14 protein-coding genes are annotated in these 18,033 nt (G+C 49.5%); 2 read left to right on the forward strand and 12 right to left on the reverse strand.

Features of this window, described 5'->3' with window-relative positions; all coding sequences use genetic code 11:
- Nucleotides 1-25 precede the first annotated feature (25 nt).
- Complete coding sequence (locus EP181_RS09875; RefSeq protein ID WP_127471481.1) at nt 26-1,288, reverse strand: ATP-binding protein; 1,263 nt, start codon at nt 1,286-1,288, stop codon at nt 26-28.
- Nucleotides 1,289-1,398: 110 nt separating this feature from the next.
- Entirely contained in the window at nt 1,399-2,544 is a 1,146-nt protein-coding gene (locus tag EP181_RS09880) for an FIST signal transduction protein (protein WP_127471482.1), read from the reverse strand.
- Nucleotides 2,545-2,748: 204 nt separating this feature from the next.
- On the opposite strand from EP181_RS09880, the gene EP181_RS09885 reads away from it, so the two are divergent.
- On the forward strand, nt 2,749-3,759 hold the full coding sequence (locus EP181_RS09885; protein ID WP_232023423.1) for a ChaN family lipoprotein: 1,011 nt from the start codon (nt 2,749-2,751) through the stop codon (nt 3,757-3,759).
- Nucleotides 3,760-3,809: 50 nt separating this feature from the next.
- On the opposite strand, the gene EP181_RS09890 is transcribed toward EP181_RS09885, so the two are convergent.
- From EP181_RS09890 to EP181_RS09935, 10 genes are all read right to left on the reverse strand, one after another.
- Complete coding sequence (locus EP181_RS09890; protein ID WP_127471483.1) at nt 3,810-4,073, reverse strand: type II toxin-antitoxin system RelE/ParE family toxin; 264 nt, start codon at nt 4,071-4,073, stop codon at nt 3,810-3,812.
- The gene (locus EP181_RS09895) at nt 4,070-4,330 is read right to left on the reverse strand and encodes a type II toxin-antitoxin system Phd/YefM family antitoxin (protein ID WP_127471484.1); all 261 of its coding nucleotides are present in this window, start codon (nt 4,328-4,330) and stop codon (nt 4,070-4,072) included. Before EP181_RS09895 ends, EP181_RS09890 begins: the two co-directional genes overlap by 4 nt.
- Before the next feature lie 148 nt (nt 4,331-4,478).
- Complete coding sequence (locus EP181_RS09900) at nt 4,479-5,462, reverse strand: 2-hydroxyacid dehydrogenase (protein ID WP_127471485.1); 984 nt, start codon at nt 5,460-5,462, stop codon at nt 4,479-4,481.
- Between the two features lie 35 nt (nt 5,463-5,497).
- Nucleotides 5,498-6,613 (reverse strand): TRAP transporter substrate-binding protein, encoded by a 1,116-nt coding sequence (locus EP181_RS09905; protein ID WP_127471486.1) that lies wholly within the window; start codon nt 6,611-6,613, stop codon nt 5,498-5,500.
- A gap of 82 nt (nt 6,614-6,695) precedes the next feature.
- Nucleotides 6,696-7,598, reverse strand: coding sequence for a DnaJ C-terminal domain-containing protein (locus EP181_RS09910; protein WP_127471487.1), 903 nt, complete (start codon nt 7,596-7,598; stop codon nt 6,696-6,698).
- Nucleotides 7,599-7,709: 111 nt separating this feature from the next.
- On the reverse strand, nt 7,710-9,113 hold the full coding sequence (locus EP181_RS09915; protein WP_127471488.1) for a dihydrolipoyl dehydrogenase: 1,404 nt from the start codon (nt 9,111-9,113) through the stop codon (nt 7,710-7,712).
- Between the two features lie 294 nt (nt 9,114-9,407).
- Nucleotides 9,408-11,546 (reverse strand): TonB-dependent receptor, encoded by a 2,139-nt coding sequence (locus EP181_RS09920; RefSeq protein ID WP_127471489.1) that lies wholly within the window; start codon nt 11,544-11,546, stop codon nt 9,408-9,410.
- 95 nt (nt 11,547-11,641) lie between these two features.
- Complete coding sequence (locus EP181_RS09925) at nt 11,642-13,825, reverse strand: TonB-dependent receptor (RefSeq protein WP_127471490.1); 2,184 nt, start codon at nt 13,823-13,825, stop codon at nt 11,642-11,644.
- An 82-nt stretch (nt 13,826-13,907) separates the two neighbouring features.
- Nucleotides 13,908-14,249: a hypothetical protein gene (locus tag EP181_RS09930; RefSeq protein ID WP_127471491.1), complete on the reverse strand. Its 342-nt coding sequence runs from the start codon at nt 14,247-14,249 to the stop codon at nt 13,908-13,910.
- A 73-nt stretch (nt 14,250-14,322) separates the two neighbouring features.
- Nucleotides 14,323-16,194 carry a TIGR00341 family protein gene (locus EP181_RS09935; protein ID WP_127471492.1) on the reverse strand — a complete coding sequence of 624 codons (1,872 nt, stop codon included), beginning with the start codon at nt 16,192-16,194 and terminating at the stop codon, nt 14,323-14,325.
- Between the two features lie 183 nt (nt 16,195-16,377).
- Between EP181_RS09935 and pgm the strand changes: the two genes are divergently transcribed.
- Nucleotides 16,378-18,018 (forward strand): phosphoglucomutase (alpha-D-glucose-1,6-bisphosphate-dependent), encoded by a 1,641-nt coding sequence (gene pgm / locus EP181_RS09940; RefSeq protein WP_127471493.1) that lies wholly within the window; start codon nt 16,378-16,380, stop codon nt 18,016-18,018.
- The last annotated feature ends 15 nt before the right edge of the window (nt 18,019-18,033 follow it).

Here is an 18,033-nt window from a genome sequence, read left to right on the forward strand (position 1 = left end):
GCTTCCAGTGCGCGTTTAACCTGCTTTATTTTTGCTCGGTTGTTCTGGACAAAGGCACTTCAAACCAAAAAGTGCTGCCTCGACCCGACTCACTTTCAACGCCTATGCGCCCACCCATCAACTCAATTAACTGCTTTGTAATACTCAAGCCCAAGCCTGTTCCACCAAAACGTCGAGTGGTCGAACCATCGGCTTGTGAAAACGGCTGAAACAGTTTGTTAAGCGTATTGGCTTCAATGCCGATTCCCGTGTCTTTAATTTCAAAACGAACCAGGTTAGGCTGGCTTGGTGACGCGGGCATAAAAGCCGACACCGAAACTTCACCTTGTTCGGTAAATTTATAGGCATTGCCAATCAAATTAATCAACACTTGCCGAATACGTACCGAGTCCCCAATCACCCAGTGCGGCACATTAGGGTGCGGGTCAACAATCAACTCTAGGTTTTTTGCGCCAAATTGCAGACCAAAAATTTCCGATATATCCTCCAACACTTCGTAGAGATCAAAGCTGATATTTTCGATCTCCATTTGCCCCGCTTCGATTTTAGAAAAATCTAAAATGTCGTTAATAATCGACAACAACGCCTCACCCGAGCGAATGATTGTGCCCGAAAGTTCGCGTTGCTCTTGGGTGAGCTCGGTGTCGTTTAACAGGCTCGACACGCCAATAATGCCGTTAAGCGGCGTGCGTATTTCATGGCTCATGGTGGCCAAAAACTCAGACTTGGCCTTAGAGCCGGCTTCGGCCAACAGCTTGGCTTGGGCTAAGTTTTGCTCGTAGGCTTTTTGCAGCGACACATCTCTAAAGAGCAAGGCAATCGACTCAAGCTGCCCTTGCTGAATAATGGGCGATAACACTAAGGACACCGGACAATTTAGGCCATTGTGCGTTAAAAACGCCGTGTCGATTTTAAGCACATCGCCTTGATGCAATAAGGCTTTAAGGCGTTCGGGTTCATCGGTTAATTCGGGTAACGAAAAGACGTTTAAAATATTGTAGTCCGATAACGTGGCGTTACTGGGCAGGTTCATCAATTCTAACGCGGCCTGATTGGCGTACAACATGGCGCAATTTAAATCGAGCTCACACACTCCGTCGTTTAAAGACTCTAAGATGGCTTTAAACTTATGCTCTTGCGCCTTAAGTTGTTCATGACTGTGTTGACGAATTCGCTCATGCAACTGCACCATCTCATCACTGGACACTTGCAACGCTCTTTCCATACTGTAACGTTCGTCGTCAAAACCTTGATAGGCTTGTTGCAAATGCCCTAAAAAGCCTGCCACGCCTCTAAGGACGGAGGCTCATTACCCGAAAGCTTTAGGCGTTTAAGCGGTCGCCTAAGCGCGCTGTGCGTAACGAGTTCGGCTGAATGGGTCAAAAAAGTCATAGGCAATTACTCTTCACGCAGTGTTGTGAGCGTCATGGTTTGATTATGCAAACTGCACACACCATTGGCCATAGGGGATATTTCACCATACGAGTAAAAACCAATTTGCTGGGTATTAGCGGGCAAAGCGTCTAATGTGGCTTCGACCTCTTCTTCAACGCGGCCTTTTAAAATTAAACGCCGCCCCACGCAACTGATGGCAATCGACAATGTGGGCTGTTGGGGCAAGTTTTGCCAATTAACCAACTCTGCGGCCGAATACGCGCCATCAATTAAACGATCAAAATTGGCTTTCATTAACTGCACCGTTGCCCCTTCTGGCACGTCACCGGCAAAAATTAACGCTTGCTGTTCCACATCGATTTGCACAATGGTGCGCACCAAACGCTCGCCATCGGCGCTGATAATTGCCAACGGAAACAGCAAGGCCGACCCAGGCAGCCCTTCTGCCAAATCGCCTAAATAAGTTTTATACAGTGCCAAAGCCGGCGTTCCATCAAATTCATACACGATATTGTCAACCGCTCGGGTGACCTGTCGTTCGGGGCCAAATACATCCCAACCGCCTTTAGAACCGTGGCTCAATTGAATGCTCTGACCATAAAAGCCAATAGCCACCACTTGTTTTGAGGCCCAGTTGCCTTGAGCCAAGACAAATGTATTCTCAAATCGAGGCCCATCGCCCATCAAACCACCGGTAATTAAGGTGTTAGGCGCGGCCTGCATCAAACCATTGACTAAATGAGTGCCATTGACATGCAAGCCATCGGCTAAGACAAAAATACCTTTTAATGCACCTGCAGGGTGCGGCTGCGCCAGTGTTTGGCCAAGATGTTCGCCGATGGCGTACGCGTTTTCAAAATCATCCACCTGAGCGATGGACACCTTAAACGCCGACTTTTCTAACCTAACCAAGCAAACTGCTACCGAAGCGTCGTTCACCTCGGCACCAAAAATTTCTCCTGCCGTTGAGCCGCCCACAAAATGTACGTTAGGAAACGCGGCGTAAAGCTCAGCCAACACGTTTGGCATATGGCTCAACTGAGCGTCTGCAAACACCAAACCAAACGTGTCTTGCGAGTTCATCGACGCCAGTTCGGCCAAATTTTCTGACCAAGCGCCCTCTAAATACTGCACTAACTTGAGTTGCATAGACACGTCCTTTTTTAAAATCGTCGTTAAAACATATTAAACCATTACGTCATTCTAACGCGTTATTGAACCAAGTAAATGGTTTTAGAATTCACCAGGCCTGGTCAAGTTAGGCCGTTAAAATAACGACCTTCTATTGCCAAACCAAGCAAGACAGGTTAGTTTTATTTGAGTCTTACTTTACCTACGTTAATAGGCGTTCACATGTGCTTAAAAAAATATTTAAACCCGCGTTTTAACAGCCAATCTTTTCTCTATTTATCGAGCCTGTTGCTTATAAGTCTGACCAGCGGTTGCACGCACATGACCGCCCAGCCGCTGACCACCTTGTACGACTATCAAATTATAGACAGCGACGGCGCACAACCGCTTAGTTTGCAACAGTTAACCGATAAAGTGCGTGACAGCGATGTGGTGTTTGTGGGTGAATTTCACGGCAATCACGCCTCGCATTTACTGCAAATGCACTTAATGGCGCAACTGCACGCCCAGCGCCCACAGCAGACACTCTCAATGGAAATGTTTAACCGCGACCAACAGCCCATTTTAAACCGCTATTTAGACGGCGAAATAGGCGAAACCTACTTAATAAAAGAAGCACCCGCCTGGCAAAATTACACCGGATCGTACCGACCTTTGGTGGAATACGCCAAAAGCCACTTTATTCCAGTCATTGCCGCCAACGCCAGCGCCGACATTGTGCGCTGCATTGGCCGCGAAGGCGCCGCGTATCCAGACAAACTGCCCAGCCATGAGCGCGCTTACATTGCTAAAGAACCCTTTAAAGATAACTCGGCGTATCGTGAAAAATACATGGAATTTTTAGACGGTGCACGACATTTAAGCCCAGAAAAAGCCCAAAACAATTATTTAGCGCAACTGGCGCGCGACAATACCATGGCCGAATCAATTTACCAGGCCTGGTTAAAACATCCCAAACATCAAATTGTGCATCTCAACGGCGCGTTTCACAGCGACGAATTTTTAGGCACTGTGGCGCTGCTCAAAGCCCGGAACCCCGCGCTTAAAATAAGTGTGATTAGCCCAATAGAAGTAGACAATCCAGCGCAACCCGAAGTCTATCCAGACGATTTAACCAAAGGCGATGCCGTCTACCTAGTGCACCGCCAACCGCCCGCGTTTACCGACGTGGCCTACCAGCAAAAAGTGCAACAAGCGATGTTTAAGCAAGCACAAGACAAGATGTGTTATTAACGTATTGTTAAAAAGCCTTAGCGCGAATAGATTATTGACCCAAAAACGAATCATTCGCCGTAATGCGTTTTTGCGCGAACAATCAATACCACACAGACCCCTTGCTCAATTCGATACACAATACGATCTTGAAAACTAAGGCGAACGGAATAATACCCCTGCAAATCCCCAACCAGCGCTTTGCCCATTTCGGGTGATACGCTAATTTTATGTCGCAAAATTTCTTTAAGTTTCTGTTTTAGCTTGGGCGTAAGCTGAGAAATGTCTTTTTGTGCCTGTTTAGTGAATTCAATCTGATAACGTTCACAACTCACAAGGGCTCTCCAAATACCTCTTCAAAACTCACAACCTCACCCGCATTCGCTTCAAGAACCGATTGATTAAAGGTCTGCTTAAACTTAGGTTGAGACAAAAGATGCAGCGTTTCCTGCAAACTTTCGTAATCCTCGGCTGACATGATGATCGCGTTGCCGCCTTTATGCTGCACTTCAATGATTTCATGCTGTTGATTGGTTTGCTTAATAATGTCAAAAAACGTTTTTCTGGCTTCTGTAGCCGTAATCGTCATCATAGCGTTTACCTCGATTAATGTACCAGTTAATGTACCACTACAATTTTAAATAGTAAATCGCCCTTCACAATACTCACCCACTTTAAGCCCAATTATCGGGCTCTGTTTGATGTAATTGACCAGGCCTGGTCAACGTTAAAAGTGATGTTTAAACCGCATTTGCCAATGGTTTGTTGGCGATAAATTCGTATACATTGTCTACGGTGGTTTGGGCGATGTGTTCTAGGGCTTCTTGGGTAAAGTAGGCTTGGTGGCCGGTTACTAGCACGTTGTGAAAACTCACTAAACGCTCAAACTCATCGTCTTGAATAATGTCGCTGGAATGATCTTCAAAAAACAGTGCGCCTTCATTTTCGTACACGTCCAACCCTAAATAGCCAATTTTTTTGGATTTTAAGCCGTTAATTAAATCGCCGGTGTTCATTAATGCGCCGCGCCCGGTGTTAATCAACATCACCCCGGGTTTCATTTGCGCAATCGACTGGGCATTAATCATGTACTGCGTGTCGGGCGTTAGCGGACAATGTAAGGTAATAATGTCCGATTCGCGCCACAAGGTTTCTAAATCGACTTGTTCAAAGCCCATTTGCGCGCAAAAAGAGCACTCAAACACGTCGTAAATAAGCACTCTGCAGCCAAACGCTTTAAGCATATTGGCGACCAAATGGCCAATTTTTCCCGCGCCGACAATGCCAACGGTTTTGCCGTGCATGTCAAACCCCAGCAAACCGTTTAACGCAAAATTGCCCTCACGCACGCGATTGTAGGCGCGACACAACTTGCGGTTAAGCGCCAACATTAACCCCACCGTGTGTTCGGCCACCGCATAGGGTGAATAGGCTGGCACGCGCGCGACCTTAATGCCTAAACGCTTTGCACAATCTAAATCAACATGGTTAAACCCCGCGCAACGCAGCGCAATAAACTTAACGCCGTAGTGCGCCAGTTTTTCAAGCACGGCGGCGTCTAAGCGGTCGTTTACAAATGCGGTAATGGCCTGCGCACCGTGCGCGTATTCCACCGAATCTAAATCGAGTGGCACTTCTAAATAATGACTGTCCCATTGCGAGTCAAACACCTTTATTAAGGCTTGTTTATCATACGGTTTACAACTAAACGACACGACTTTCATGCAGACTCTCCCTCAAATAACCATGATGGCCGTACTTACAACGCGCGGGCGCGCAAATAGGCTTGCTCTGATGCGGTTGTCCAAGGCACCACGCTGTCGGTAAAGGCTTTTTGCGAAGCCCATACTTTGGTGGACAGCGCATCGGCTTTGGCTTCTTCTTCGACCACTTGCTGGGCGATGGTTTTGAGCGCGCGCAACACGTCGTCCGGAAAATGGCGCAATTGCACACCGTGTTTGCTGATTAAGTTGTGCAGTGCTTGCTGATTGCGTGCGGTGTATTCGGCCAACATGTCGCCGTTAACGGCTTTAATGGCGGTGCGGACAATCACTTGTAAATCGGCCGGCAGTTCGTTATACGCCGCTTCATTAATCATGCATTCCATCGCTGTACCGGGTTCTTGCCAACCTGGGGTGTAGTAATATTTGGCGGCTTTGTAAAATCCAAACGCCAAATCGTTGTAAGGACCTACCCATTCCAACGCGTCAATCGCACCCGACTGCAATGAGGTAAACAACTCGCCACCGGGCAAGGTCACCGGAATACCGCCGGCGCGTTTAAGCACTTCGCCACCCAGGCCGGGGATGCGCATTTTTAAGCCTTTTAAATCGTCAATAGTGTTAATTTCTTTGTTAAACCAACCGCCCATTTGCGTGCCCGCGTTGCCGCCTGGGTTGGGGATTAAACCAAACGGTTTGTAGGCCTCTTCCCACAGTTCCATGCCGCCGCCGTAATAGAGCCAAGCGTTCATCTCATTGGCGGTTAACCCAAAGGGCACGGACGAAAAAAACGACGCGCACGGAATCTTGCCTTTCCAATAATACGCGCCCGCATGACCCAATTGCGCGTTGCCGCGTGATACCGCGTCAAACACCTCAAATGCCCCAACTAATTCGCCCGCACCGTAGACTTTAACGTCAATACGTCCGCCCGACATTTGGGTTATCAACTCGGCGATTTTATTGGCGCCTGTTCCCAGGCCTGGAAAGTTTTTAGGCCAAGTGGTGACCATTTTCCACTGATGAATTTTTTGCGGTGCGGCAGCGGCCGCATTGGCCACATTGGCACCAGCACTCTGGTCATTGCCACACGCGGTGAGTGCTGTGGCGGCGGTAGCGCCCGCAATGGCGCCAATAAAATCTCTACGTTTCATATCCGTTCTCTCTGAAATAACAACAAAAATTAATAACAACAAAAGGCCTGCATTAAGCAGGCCTGGTTAACTATTACACTGATTAAACTTCGTTAAAATGGGCGCGCGGCTCAAACTCAAACTGTTTGGCCATCGCCTCGTAAAACGCCACTTGCTCGGGCGTACTCGCCGGCGGGGAAAAAATTTGTACCACCACGTATTGATTGCCTGGCTCTTTGCCCAAGCCACGACCTTTAATGCGCAACTTAGCACCCGACTGCGTGCCCGGCGCAATCGCCATTTTAACCTTACCTTTTAAGGTGGGGATTTCGGCTTTTGTGCCCAAGGCCGCTTCCCATGGGGTAATAGGCAAGTCCACGTAAATGTCTTGGCCTTCTACTTTAAAAAACGGGTGCTTTTGCAAATTAATCTCAATCAGCACATCGCCACTGGGACCGCCGTTGAGGCCGCTAAAGCCTTTTTCTTTGACTCTAATTTTTTGATCTTGCAACACGCCCGCCGGAATACGCACTTTAATCGGCTGCGTATCGTAAGAGTGCGACTGCGAACGTGCGTTGCCGGTTTGCACATTGATGGTGCGCTCTACCCCGTCCATCGCCTCTTCTAACGACAGCATCACGCGCACGGTTTGGTCGTCGCCTTTTTGCGGACGTGGCCGACCTTGCTGTTGACCAAAGCCGCCTTGTGCACCACCGCGCCCCCCAAACACCGAGCCAAAAATATCGCTAAAGTCGGCGCCGCCTTCGTAGCCACCAAAGCCCGAGCTATGACGTTGCTGATAGTTAGCACCGTATTGGTCGTACATCGCCCGTTTTTCGGGGTCGCTTAGGGTTTCATAGGCCTCGCTTAACTCTTTAAACTTGGCCTCGTCACCGGTGGGTTTGTCGGGATGCCATTTGGCCGCCATTTTGCGGTAGGCTTTTTTAATTTCCGCTTCGTTGGCGGTGCGGCTCACGCCCAAAATAGCGTAATAATCGTTACTCATAAATACGGTCTCTCCATGTAGGCTGCAATTTTAGCCTTTAAATAAGGTTACACCGCACTATTTTCAAGCCAATTGCGTCATAACAAGTTTTAATATTGATAGGTCAAAACATCAAACCAAAACATCCAATTCGCTGAGTTCTTCTGGCAAATACAACTGGGCGGCCAATTGCTTAATGGCGCCTTGAATGGCTTCTTCTAATACGGGGTGGTAAAAAGGCATTTTAACCAAGTCTAAAATCGTGCTGTTTTGCGCCACCGCCCAGGTCAGCAAATGGGTAACGTGTTCGGCATGCGGCATGACTATTTCGCCGCCCAATAGGCGTTTGCTGGTTTTATCGGCGTACAGACAAATCACGCCGTGATCTTCACCCATGACAATCGCACGGCCGTTATTGCGTTCTAAATTAAAGTTGGACATAACGGTCTGGTCTAAATTAAGCGTGGAATACGCTTGGCCAAAAAAGCCAATTTGCGGATGGGTAAACGCGATGCCTAATGGGGTTTTGCGGGCAAACCGTGTGCAATGAGGGTAGGCAATGGCGTTGAGCGCGGCCATGCGTCCCTCATAACCGGCTTCGTGCAAAATGGGTCTAAACACGTTAACGTCGCCGGCCATAAAGATGGGCGTGTCTTCAATTTGCAAGGTGTTAATATCAAAATTTGGCATGCCGCGTTCGTTTAAGGCAACGCCAATCGTTTCAAGCCCCAGTTGATCTACATTAGGACGACGCCCTAACGAGGCCAACACTGCATCAACCTCAAACGTGCCAGCCGATGTGCTCACCTTAACGCCGGTTGGTGTGCGTTCTAAATTGGCCGCCTCGCCCAGATAAATAGGAAATTCTTGGCGCATTAATTTAACCGCCTCGGCCGACGCATCGGGCGAACTTAGTCCGGCTAGGGTGGTCAGCATTTCAAAACCAATCACCTCCACCCCTAACCGTGCCATAGCCTGCCCCAACTCTAAGCCAATAATACCCAAGCCAATAACGGCCATGCGTTTTGGCAGGGTGTCTAATTCAAAAATATCATCGCTGGTCAACAGTCGGTCGCCTAACGCCGCCCAAGGTGCGGGCACAACCGGGCGCGAGCCGGTGGCGATAATAATGCGCTCACCTTCAATCACTTCGCCGTTGACTTCGACTTGATTGGGCGCCACAAACTTAGCGTATCCGCTGATCAGTTGCCCGGCTTTTAAGGTGTCGGTTGAGCCGGCTTTAACGTTGCCGGTAAAGCGATCGCGAAAACTTCTGACCCGTTTAAGTATGGCGGGAACATCGGCCGTTAATCCTTGAGCACCATCAATGCCAAAATCGACCATTTTATGGCGCGCGTTAAACTGTTCGGCGCAATGAATTAAGGCTTTAGACGGCATGCAACCAACACGCGCGCACGTCGTGCCGTAATGCCCGCCATTAATCATGACAAAATCGTCGGTGGTTTTGCGAATCACGCCCATGGCCGTTAGTCCGGCCGAGCCTGCTCCTAAAATAATGTATTTAACTTTACGCATGGTGTTTTCTCTTTAATGTTTTTTCTGAATGTTTTGGACAATAGCAAAAATTTATAACGATTGCACTCTAAGAGACCTTTGCACGAGTCAGGTGCGAAAGAAAAATGAGGAAAAATTTGCCTGATTGCGGCGGAAAACGCAGTGAATAGCGAGCTATTCGCAAGTTTTTCAACAAAAATCAGGTGAATTTTAACCATTTTTATTCGTGCATTGACTCGTGCAAAGGTCTCTCTAAGAGACCTTTGTATGAAAAGTTGCCGTATCGTGTTTGACACGGCAAAAAAGAACCGTGGCTTAAAAATCCAAACGTGCGCTGAGTTTTACGCTGCGCCCGGTGGCTAGGGCGTAGCCTTTGTAGGTGTCTAAAAAGTCAACGTATGCGGTGTCCAGCAGGTTTTCGACCGCCGCACCTAAATACACGGTTTTGCCGTCTACTTTGGTTTGTGCGTTGTAGCCCACATTGTACACGGCGTACGCGTCGGTTGATGCGCGCCCAGTGGGAGCGGTGTCAAACTGCGCAAACGGTTCAAACGGGCCGGCGACCTTGCGAGCATCGACCACTTTAACCCCCAGCGTAAAGGTTTGCTGTTGCAGTGCCGCCCAATCTTGTGGGCTAAAACCAACCCCTAAGCGCAGATTATTGGCCGGCATTAACGCCAATTCTTGATCAGTTTGGGTGTTTAAACCGCCAATTAATTCCAGTGCCGCATTGGTTGACCAGGCCTGGTTAAGACGATGGTTAACGCTGAACTCAAACCCGTGAATTTGTGCATTGGTTTGCAGCGATTGCATTTCGGGAATTGCCGCTGGATTGGTGGAGGCAACGATTGCGCCATTAATGGTGCGATAGGCGCCCGTGTTGGCCAAATAAATGTAGTTGTCTATCCAGTTTTGGTACACCGTGGCGACCATTTGGGTTTTGGGGGTTTGCCACCGCAGCGACAAATCGGTGTTTAACGCGGTTTCGGCTTTAAGTTCAGGATTGCCCAATTGATAGGCTTGCACGCCACCGTGCACGCCTTCGGCGTACAGCTCAAAAATACTGGGCGCTCTAAAACCGCGCGCAATATTACCGGCCACGCTCCAGTTGGGCGTTACGCGGTAAGTCGCCCCCAGCGAACCGCTGGCCACTTCAAATTGACGCGCATTGTTGCTGGCGTTTACCACTTCGCTTGTGGCGTTGAGTGGGGTATTCACTTCGTGCCAGTCGTAGCGCGCGCCCATTTGCAGTAACCAACGATCGTAATCGGCTTCTTCAAACAAGGTGATGGCGCGGGTGCTCACATCGGCGGTGGGCGCGAGCGATCCCGAACGCAACGTTTGAGCTTTTTCACCCATTTCAACCGCCAATTCGCCTGCAAAATCGCCTAGTTTTGGATGCGCTATGGCCAATTTAACATCGTCACGCTTCACCAATAAATCTAAATATTTAGGGGCATTTTCTTTGGTCGATAACTCTTCAAACTCCACCCCGGTAAAGGCTTCACGTTGATTACGTACGTGCGTCCAACTGGGTTTTAGCACCCAGTCATCGCCCAACTCAAATTCGGCTTTTAATTGGGTTTCGTTGTTTTGCAATTTTTGCCCGGTGGGTACGGCCACGAATGGACTGTTGCGGTTAGCGGCGGTGATGCCTAAATAGTTTTGCTGGGCGTTCCATTGGGTGTGGCGCAGCTCAATTAAGCCCCAGTCGTCTTGATAGCCCACACCAATATTGCCCGCTTGGGTGGCAAAGTTAGTAAACGGCACTTCACCGACAAACAAAGGTTTATCGCTGGCTGCGCTGTTGGGAGTCGCGCCTTGTGACGAGGCTACATTGGGCACGGTAAAATTATCGCCCTGACGATTGACCAGGCCTGCTTGAATACCAAAACGCTCTGAACCCGTACCCATTTTAACGCCCAGCATGCGCTCTTGATTGTTGCTGTTGTATTCGGTTGCCACTTGGCCACCCACAGGTTGGCCGTAAGGAATGGGCGCTTGAATCACGTTGACTACACCGCCCAAAGCCTCAGAACCGTACAACACACTTTGCGGGCCTCGCACCACTTCAATGCGCTCGGCCAAATAGGGTTCGGTGTTGGGTAAATGACGCGTGCCGTTGGCTTGGTCGTCGGTGCTTTGGCCGTTAGAAAGCACCTTGACGCGATCGCCGCTTAGCCCTCTAATAATGGGTTTACCGGCTTGTGTGCCGGTAGACAAATTGTTGACCCCGGGAATATGATCCAACATTTCGCCCAATGAGCCGCTGTCGAGCGCCATTTTTTGCGCCCCACTGACGCTGTCAATTTGCGAGGGCACTTCAAACGCCGTATGCTCGTGAATGGGCGAGCCACTCACGGTAATGGGCGATAACTGAGTAGGCTCGGCGGCGTAAACGCTTAACAAGCCGCTGGCCGCCCAAAGGGCGAGCGTTAATTTGGTGTAATGCATGGTGTTTCCTAAAATTTTTTAATATTTGTTTAATGTTTGCTTATTATTTGCTTATTAACCAGGCCTGTTCAGTTTGACCAGGCCTGGTTAAACCCTTAAAAACTCATGCGCGCGCTTAACTGCACATTGCGGCCTTGGTTTAGGGTGTAACCTTTGTAGGTGCTTAAAAAGTCAACGTAGTCGGTGTCAAACAGGTTTTCAACCCGCGCGCCCAAACTCACCACTTGGCGATCCAGCTTAACCTGCGCTTGATACCCGACGTTCCACAACGCGTAAGCGTCGGTTGAGGCGCGGCCAAAGGACGTGGTGTCAAATTGTGAAAACGGCTCGTAATCGCCCGCGGTTTTTTGACTGTCGACCATTTTCACCCCCAAACTTACTTTTTGTGCCCGCACGCCAGCCCAATCTTGCGGCTGATAATGCACGCCCAAACGCAAATTGTTGGCGGGCATTAACGGTAGGTTTTGACTGTTTTTGGTGTCGCGTCCGGCAATCAGTTCTAACGCCGCGTCGGTTGACCAGGCCTGGTTAAGTTGACGATTAACGCTCAATTCAAAGCCGTGAATTTGCGCGTTGGTTTGGCGCGATTGCATCTCGGGCACTAAACCGTCTCCGGATGAGGTTTCGGTTTGACCTTCCGCCCCCAAACCTTCTTCAATCGCCGCTTCGGTGTAGCGATACAGTCCGGTGTTGGCCAAATAAATATAATTGTCTATCCAATTTTGATACACCGTGGCGACCATTTGGGTTTTGGGGGTTTGCCAACGCAGCGATAAATCGGTGTTTAACGCGGTTTCGGCTTTTAAATCAGGGTTGCCCAATTGATACGCTTGCACGCCACCGTGTTCGCCCCCGGCGTAAAGTTCAAAAATGCTAGGCGCTCTAAAGCCGCGGGCAATATTACCCGCCACGCTCCAGTTGGGCGTTACCCGGTAGGTCGCGCCCAGTGAGCCGCTGGCCACTTCAAATTGACGGGTGTGGTTGCTGGCGTTAAAAATTCCGCTTTCAATAAAATGCTCGTTGCTGTCCAACGGCGCGTTTACATCGTGCCAGTCGTAACGTGCACCCATTTGCACCAACCAACGGTCGTAATCGGCCTCTTCAAACACGTACAGCGCGCGTTTGCTTACGTTGGCGTTGGGCGATAAGTGACCCGAGCGCAAAGATTGTGATTTTTCGGTGGCTTCAATGCCCACTTCGCCTTCAAAGTCGCCTATTTTGGGGTGTTGCACCGCCAATTTTACGTCGTCGCGTTTGACCAAAATATCCAAATAATGCTCGGTGCCTTTGTCCTCGCTCATGGTTTCATAGCCTAAATCGTGCGACTCTTCGCGCTGATTGCGGGTGTGCGTCCAGCTGGGTTTTAGCACCCAGTCACCGCCCAACTCAAGTTCGGCTTTTAATTGAGTTTCGTCGTTGTGCAATTTTTGCCCGGTGGCCACGACTTCGTAAGGCTCATCGGCCGCACCCTCTTCCGCGCCAACAAAGTTTTGTTTGGCGTTCCACTGAGTGTGACGCACCTCCATTAAGCCCCAATCGCCTTGCCAACCCAACCCAATGTTCGCGCCTTGGTTTTCAAAATTGGTGTTAGGCACCTCACCGGTTAACAGCGGAGTATCGCTGGGCGCATCGTTTGGCGTTACGCCCAATGCTTGGCGCACGCTGGGCACGCTAAAATTGTCGGCTTGACGTTTAACCACGCCGGCTTGAATCCCAAACTGCTCTGAGCCGGCACCCATTTTGACCCCAAACAGGGTTTCTTGATTGTTGGTGTTGTATTCGCTGGCGATCTCACCGTGCACACCTTGGCCGTACGGAATCGGCGCTTGAATCACGTTGACCACACCGCCCACCGCCTCAGAGCCGTACAGCACGCTTTGCGGGCCGCGAATCACTTCTATGCGCTCGGCCAAAAACGGTTCTGTATTGGGGTTATGGCGGGTGTCGTACCCCTGAAAATCGGTGCTTTGACCGTTGGATAAAATTTTAATCCGATTGCCGGTTAACCCACGAATCACCGGCTTGCCCGACTGCGCGCCAGTAGACAAGTGGTTGACCCCGGGAATGTGATCCAACATCTGGCCCAGTGAGCCGCTGTCGAGTGCCATTTTTTGCGCCCCGCTGACGCTGTCAATTTGCGAGGGCACTTCAAACGCCGTATGCTCGTGAATGGGCGAACCACTGACGGTAATGGGCGATAAGTGAGTAGGCTCGGCGGCGTAAACGCTTAGAAAGCCGCTGGTCGCCCAAAGGGCGAGCGTTAATTTGGTGTAATGCATGATGTTTCCTAATTTTTTAAATTTAATAGTTTTAATAACGGTTAACAGGCCATTGACCAGGCCTGGTAAAACGCTTAAAAAATTAGAATGGCGGCGGAGCGCGCGGAGTAAAAAGACAGAACGCGCGCGGTTGATGCACGCAATAAAACGGCTGCGCCAAAGGCACAAACGGAGCGGGTTTTACTAAAGAAAAGTGTAACGAATCAAGCTTGGCCGCTGGATGCGCCAAGCCTTCAAACAAGTCACAGGTTTCGGAGTGTTCGTGAAACAGATGCACCTGCGCGTGCACCACGCCAATGGTTTGCGCCACCGCAAACACACCCAGCAACGCCAGCATAGGCCAAGGTGCAAGCGCGCGCTTAAAAAAGCGCTCAAATAAAGGGCTAGGCAGGCCATTTAAGGCAAAAAGGCGGTGTAAATTCATACCCATAGTATACAAGAGTGTTAAGTCAAATAGACGTAAATGTTACTTTGTAACAAGCAATATCAACACAACATCAACGCACCACCACCGCTTGGATGGTTTCGAGCTGCACCGGTTCGCCCAGCGAGGCCTCCACCTGCGATTTAACAACCTCCAACTGAGCACGACTGAGCGGATTGGCCACCAATAATTTTGCTGAGATAAACAATGGCTCGTCCATCCGAATCTTAACGTCTCGTAACACCACCTCTTGGTATTGCCAGCCTTCAAGCTGGTGGACAATTTTTTTCTCTTTGACCATGCTGTTAAAACCGATCACTAAAGGAATACTAACCAAGACAACCAACGGAAAAATCAACAATAGACCCTTTTTAGCCACTTTAAACGGACTAAATCCCATGACCAAAAAAGCGGCCGCGGCCGCCAACACCATACCGATTAGATTGGTTAAAAAAAGCAAAAATGCGCCCCAAAAAATCGACCAATCCAACCAGCCAATCCCAATGGCCGATACCGCTAAGGGTGGCACTAGAGCCACAGCAATCGCCACACCCGCTAAACTTTTAGCCACTTGCGAGCGCGCACTGGCGTAAGCGCCAGCAATACCCGCAATAATGGCCACGCCTAAATCCAAAATGGTTGGCCTAATTCGTGCAAGCATCTCGCTGTTTAAATCATGCAACGGCATCATCACGGTAAGCAATACCCCAAAAAACAAGGCTAAGGCGATTCCAATCCACAGCGTTTTTATACTCCCTATAACCAGCTCGTTACTCTGCCGTAACACTCCCATAGACAACGAAATAATAGGCGTCATAAGCGGTGCTAAAATCATGGCACCAATAATAACCGGTGCCGAATTGGCAAATAAACCAATAGTGGCCAATACCGAGGATAAAATCATCAATACCACAAACGATTCCGACAACGCCGCACTCTCTTTTAAAGAGACAAACATCTCTTTAAGCTCTTCTTTATCAGCGTGGTAAATCCATGGCAAAGGCCGCCCACACAGTTGCATCATGGCTTGACCTTTAGGCAACTTAGAGACATCAATCAACTCGGCAATAACCGGTTCGGTGCTTTTTTGTGGCAGTTGCGTTGTCCGAATGTTTAACGCGTTTTCTTGCACCGTAACGCACAAACTGTTAGCCGTATGCGCCTGACCATCCAAGGTATATTGAATGGATTGCGCCGCGCTTACCGTAATGGTTTGCGTTTTAATATGTCCTGCATAACTGGGTATGTTGGTAAAACGCCCTGGCTTTGGCAGCACTTTGGTAAAAAAGAAATGCAACACTTCGGTCATGCTTCTAGGGGCTAAAATAACCGTGTGCAAACTGGCGTGATCGTTTTGCGTGTCGCCCACTACGCGTCGGGTAAAGTCGCTGGCACTGGGACGATAGACCACCGCGATGCCCAATGCAGCAGCTTTGACCTCGACGTCTTTTGCCGTTTTCAAGGTGTACGGTGACAAATGCGCCTGGCGGACATTTTTAGCCAGCACCAGCACATTAAACAGTTTGCTCCACCAACCTACATCCACTTTTGCGGCCGATTGCATCAACGCGTGTTGACCCAACATCACCGAGCTCAACACAGGTTGTCCATTGCAAAGCATTAAATCGGCCGCCATCGCCTCTTTCGCTTGATTAAAATCGTCTAACGCTTCGGCTAAGGTGGCGGCTAACGGAAAACTACGATAAAACCACTGCATCTCAGGGTGGGGTAAAAATCCCAACACCCAATTATGTTGGGCGGCCATAGGCAATAGCGTGTAAAACGCCTGATCGCCTAACCACGTTAAAACCGTTTGATTGGCAAAGTCCGCAGCGCGCACTTGAGCATCAAACGCAACAAACTCACAGGGTAAATCCAGTAAAGCTGGTTTAATCTTCCCTTCAAATTCAACACGACGCTCTGCGTCAAATAAGACCTTAATCATGCTTCTATCCTACTTTTTTACCAAACCCGTTAAAAAATTAGTGTACACCAAACACCCCACTGCAACCGACTCGTCCTCATTCAACAAGCCATGTTTAAATAAGTTAAATGCAATAACAGCGCCCAAGTACGCCAAAATTTGTATAATTCAAAAACACAATTTTATTACCAAGAGAATTTAATCATGGCAATCTCCCCTTTGGCTGGCAAACCCGCACCTTATTCGCTACTTGAAAACATCCCCAAACTTATGGCCGATTATTACACCTTAAAGCCCGACGTTAACCAAGTCAGTCAAGCGGTGAGTTTTGGCACCTCTGGGCATCGTGGTTGCTCAAGCAAAACTACCTTTAACGAAGATCACATTGCGGCCATTTGCCAAGCCATTGTTGAGTACCGTTATTTGCAAGGCACAGTAGGCCCGCTGTACATTGGCATGGACACCCACGCGCTGTCGGAAGCGGCGCACGCCACCGCCATTCAGGTGTTTGCCGCCAATAAAATTACGGTGTTTATTCAAGCCAACGGCCGCTACACCCCCACGCCAGTCATTTCAAACGCCATTTTAAGTTACAACCAAGGCCGCAAAGGCGGGTTGTGTGACGGCGTGATTATTACCCCCTCGCACAATCCACCGCAAGACGGCGGGTTTAAATACAATCCGCCTACGGGCGGGCCGGCCGACACCGACGCCACCAACTGGATTCAAGACCGCGCCAACGCCATGATTAAAAATGGCTTAACCGAGGTAAAACGTCTGCCCATTAATGAGGCGATGGCGTCCGAGTTTGTCGTCCCCACCGACCTGATTACCCCCTATGTTGAAAACCTTGGTCAAGTCATTAATATGCAAGCCATTAAAGACGCTGGCTTAAAATTGGCCATTGACCCTATGGGCGGCGCGGCCGTTGATTACTGGGCGCCCATTGCTCAACATTACGGTCTAAACATTGACATTGTTAACCCCAAAGTAGACCCCACGTTTGGCTTTATGTCGGTCGACAAAGACGGCAAAATCCGTATGGATTGCTCGTCACCTTACGCCATGGCCAGTTTAATTGGCCTTAAAGACAATTACGATTTGGCCTTTGGCAACGACCCCGACGTGGATCGTCATGGCATTGTGACCAAATCGGTGGGCTTAATGAACCCCAACCACTACTTAGCGGTGGTAATTCAGTATCTGTTTACCCATCGTCCCAATTGGCCGCAAAACGCCGCCGTGGGCAAAACGTTGGTGTCCAGCTCAATGATTGACCGTGTAGCGCACGCGCTTAATTTAAACCTGTGTGAAGTCCCTGTGGGCTTTAAATGGTTTGTAGACGGTTTGCAAACCGGCACCTTTGGCTTTGGCGGCGAAGAGTCGGCTGGTGCGTCGTTTTTACGCCTAGACGGCGGGCCGTGGAGCACCGATAAAGACGGCATTATTTTAAACTTATTGGCTGCCGAAATGACCGCCGTTACCGGCAAAGACCCGGGTGAGCTGTACCAAGAATTAACCCAACAATTTGGCAACCCTATTTACACTCGCATTGACGCACCCGCCAACCGCGAACAAAAAGCCATTTTAAGCAACCTGTCGCCTGACATGGTGAAAGCCAGCACGCTGGCCGGAGAGGCCATTACCGCCAAACTCACCCACGCGCCCGGCAACGGTGCGGCCATTGGCGGGTTAAAAATCACCACCCAAAACGGTTGGTTTGCAGCACGTCCATCGGGCACCGAGGACATTTACAAAATATACGCCGAAAGCTTTTTAGGCCAAGAGCACCTTGACGCCATCTTAAAAGAAGCCCAAGCCATCGTTACGGACGCGCTCGCATAAACACGCCAGATTCGC

It is taken from the genome of Thiomicrorhabdus aquaedulcis, from assembly GCF_004001325.1.
Lineage (GTDB): Bacteria > Pseudomonadota > Gammaproteobacteria > Thiomicrospirales > Thiomicrospiraceae > Thiomicrorhabdus > Thiomicrorhabdus aquaedulcis.

Bases quoted from the DNA above. Each gene is read 5' to 3' on its own strand.
- EP181_RS09915 (WP_127471488.1), bottom strand. From the start codon at position 9,113: ATGCGTAAAGTTAAATACATTATTTTAGGAGCAGGCTCGGCCGGACTA.
- EP181_RS09935 (WP_127471492.1), bottom strand. From the start codon at position 16,194: ATGATTAAGGTCTTATTTGACGCAGAGCGTCGTGTTGAATTTGAAGGG.
- EP181_RS09920 (WP_127471489.1), bottom strand. From the start codon at position 11,546: ATGCATTACACCAAATTAACGCTCGCCCTTTGGGCGGCCAGCGGCTTG.
- EP181_RS09900 (WP_127471485.1), bottom strand. From the start codon at position 5,462: ATGAAAGTCGTGTCGTTTAGTTGTAAACCGTATGATAAACAAGCCTTA.
- EP181_RS09895 (WP_127471484.1), bottom strand. From the start codon at position 4,330: ATGATGACGATTACGGCTACAGAAGCCAGAAAAACGTTTTTTGACATT.
- EP181_RS09930 (WP_127471491.1), bottom strand. From the start codon at position 14,249: ATGAATTTACACCGCCTTTTTGCCTTAAATGGCCTGCCTAGCCCTTTA.
- EP181_RS09910 (WP_127471487.1), bottom strand. From the start codon at position 7,598: ATGAGTAACGATTATTACGCTATTTTGGGCGTGAGCCGCACCGCCAAC.
- EP181_RS09885 (WP_232023423.1), top strand. From the start codon at position 2,749: ATGTGCTTAAAAAAATATTTAAACCCGCGTTTTAACAGCCAATCTTTT.
- EP181_RS09905 (WP_127471486.1), bottom strand. From the start codon at position 6,613: ATGAAACGTAGAGATTTTATTGGCGCCATTGCGGGCGCTACCGCCGCC.
- pgm (WP_127471493.1), top strand. From the start codon at position 16,378: ATGGCAATCTCCCCTTTGGCTGGCAAACCCGCACCTTATTCGCTACTT.
- EP181_RS09880 (WP_127471482.1), bottom strand. From the start codon at position 2,544: ATGCAACTCAAGTTAGTGCAGTATTTAGAGGGCGCTTGGTCAGAAAAT.
- EP181_RS09925 (WP_127471490.1), bottom strand. From the start codon at position 13,825: ATGCATTACACCAAATTAACGCTCGCCCTTTGGGCGACCAGCGGCTTT.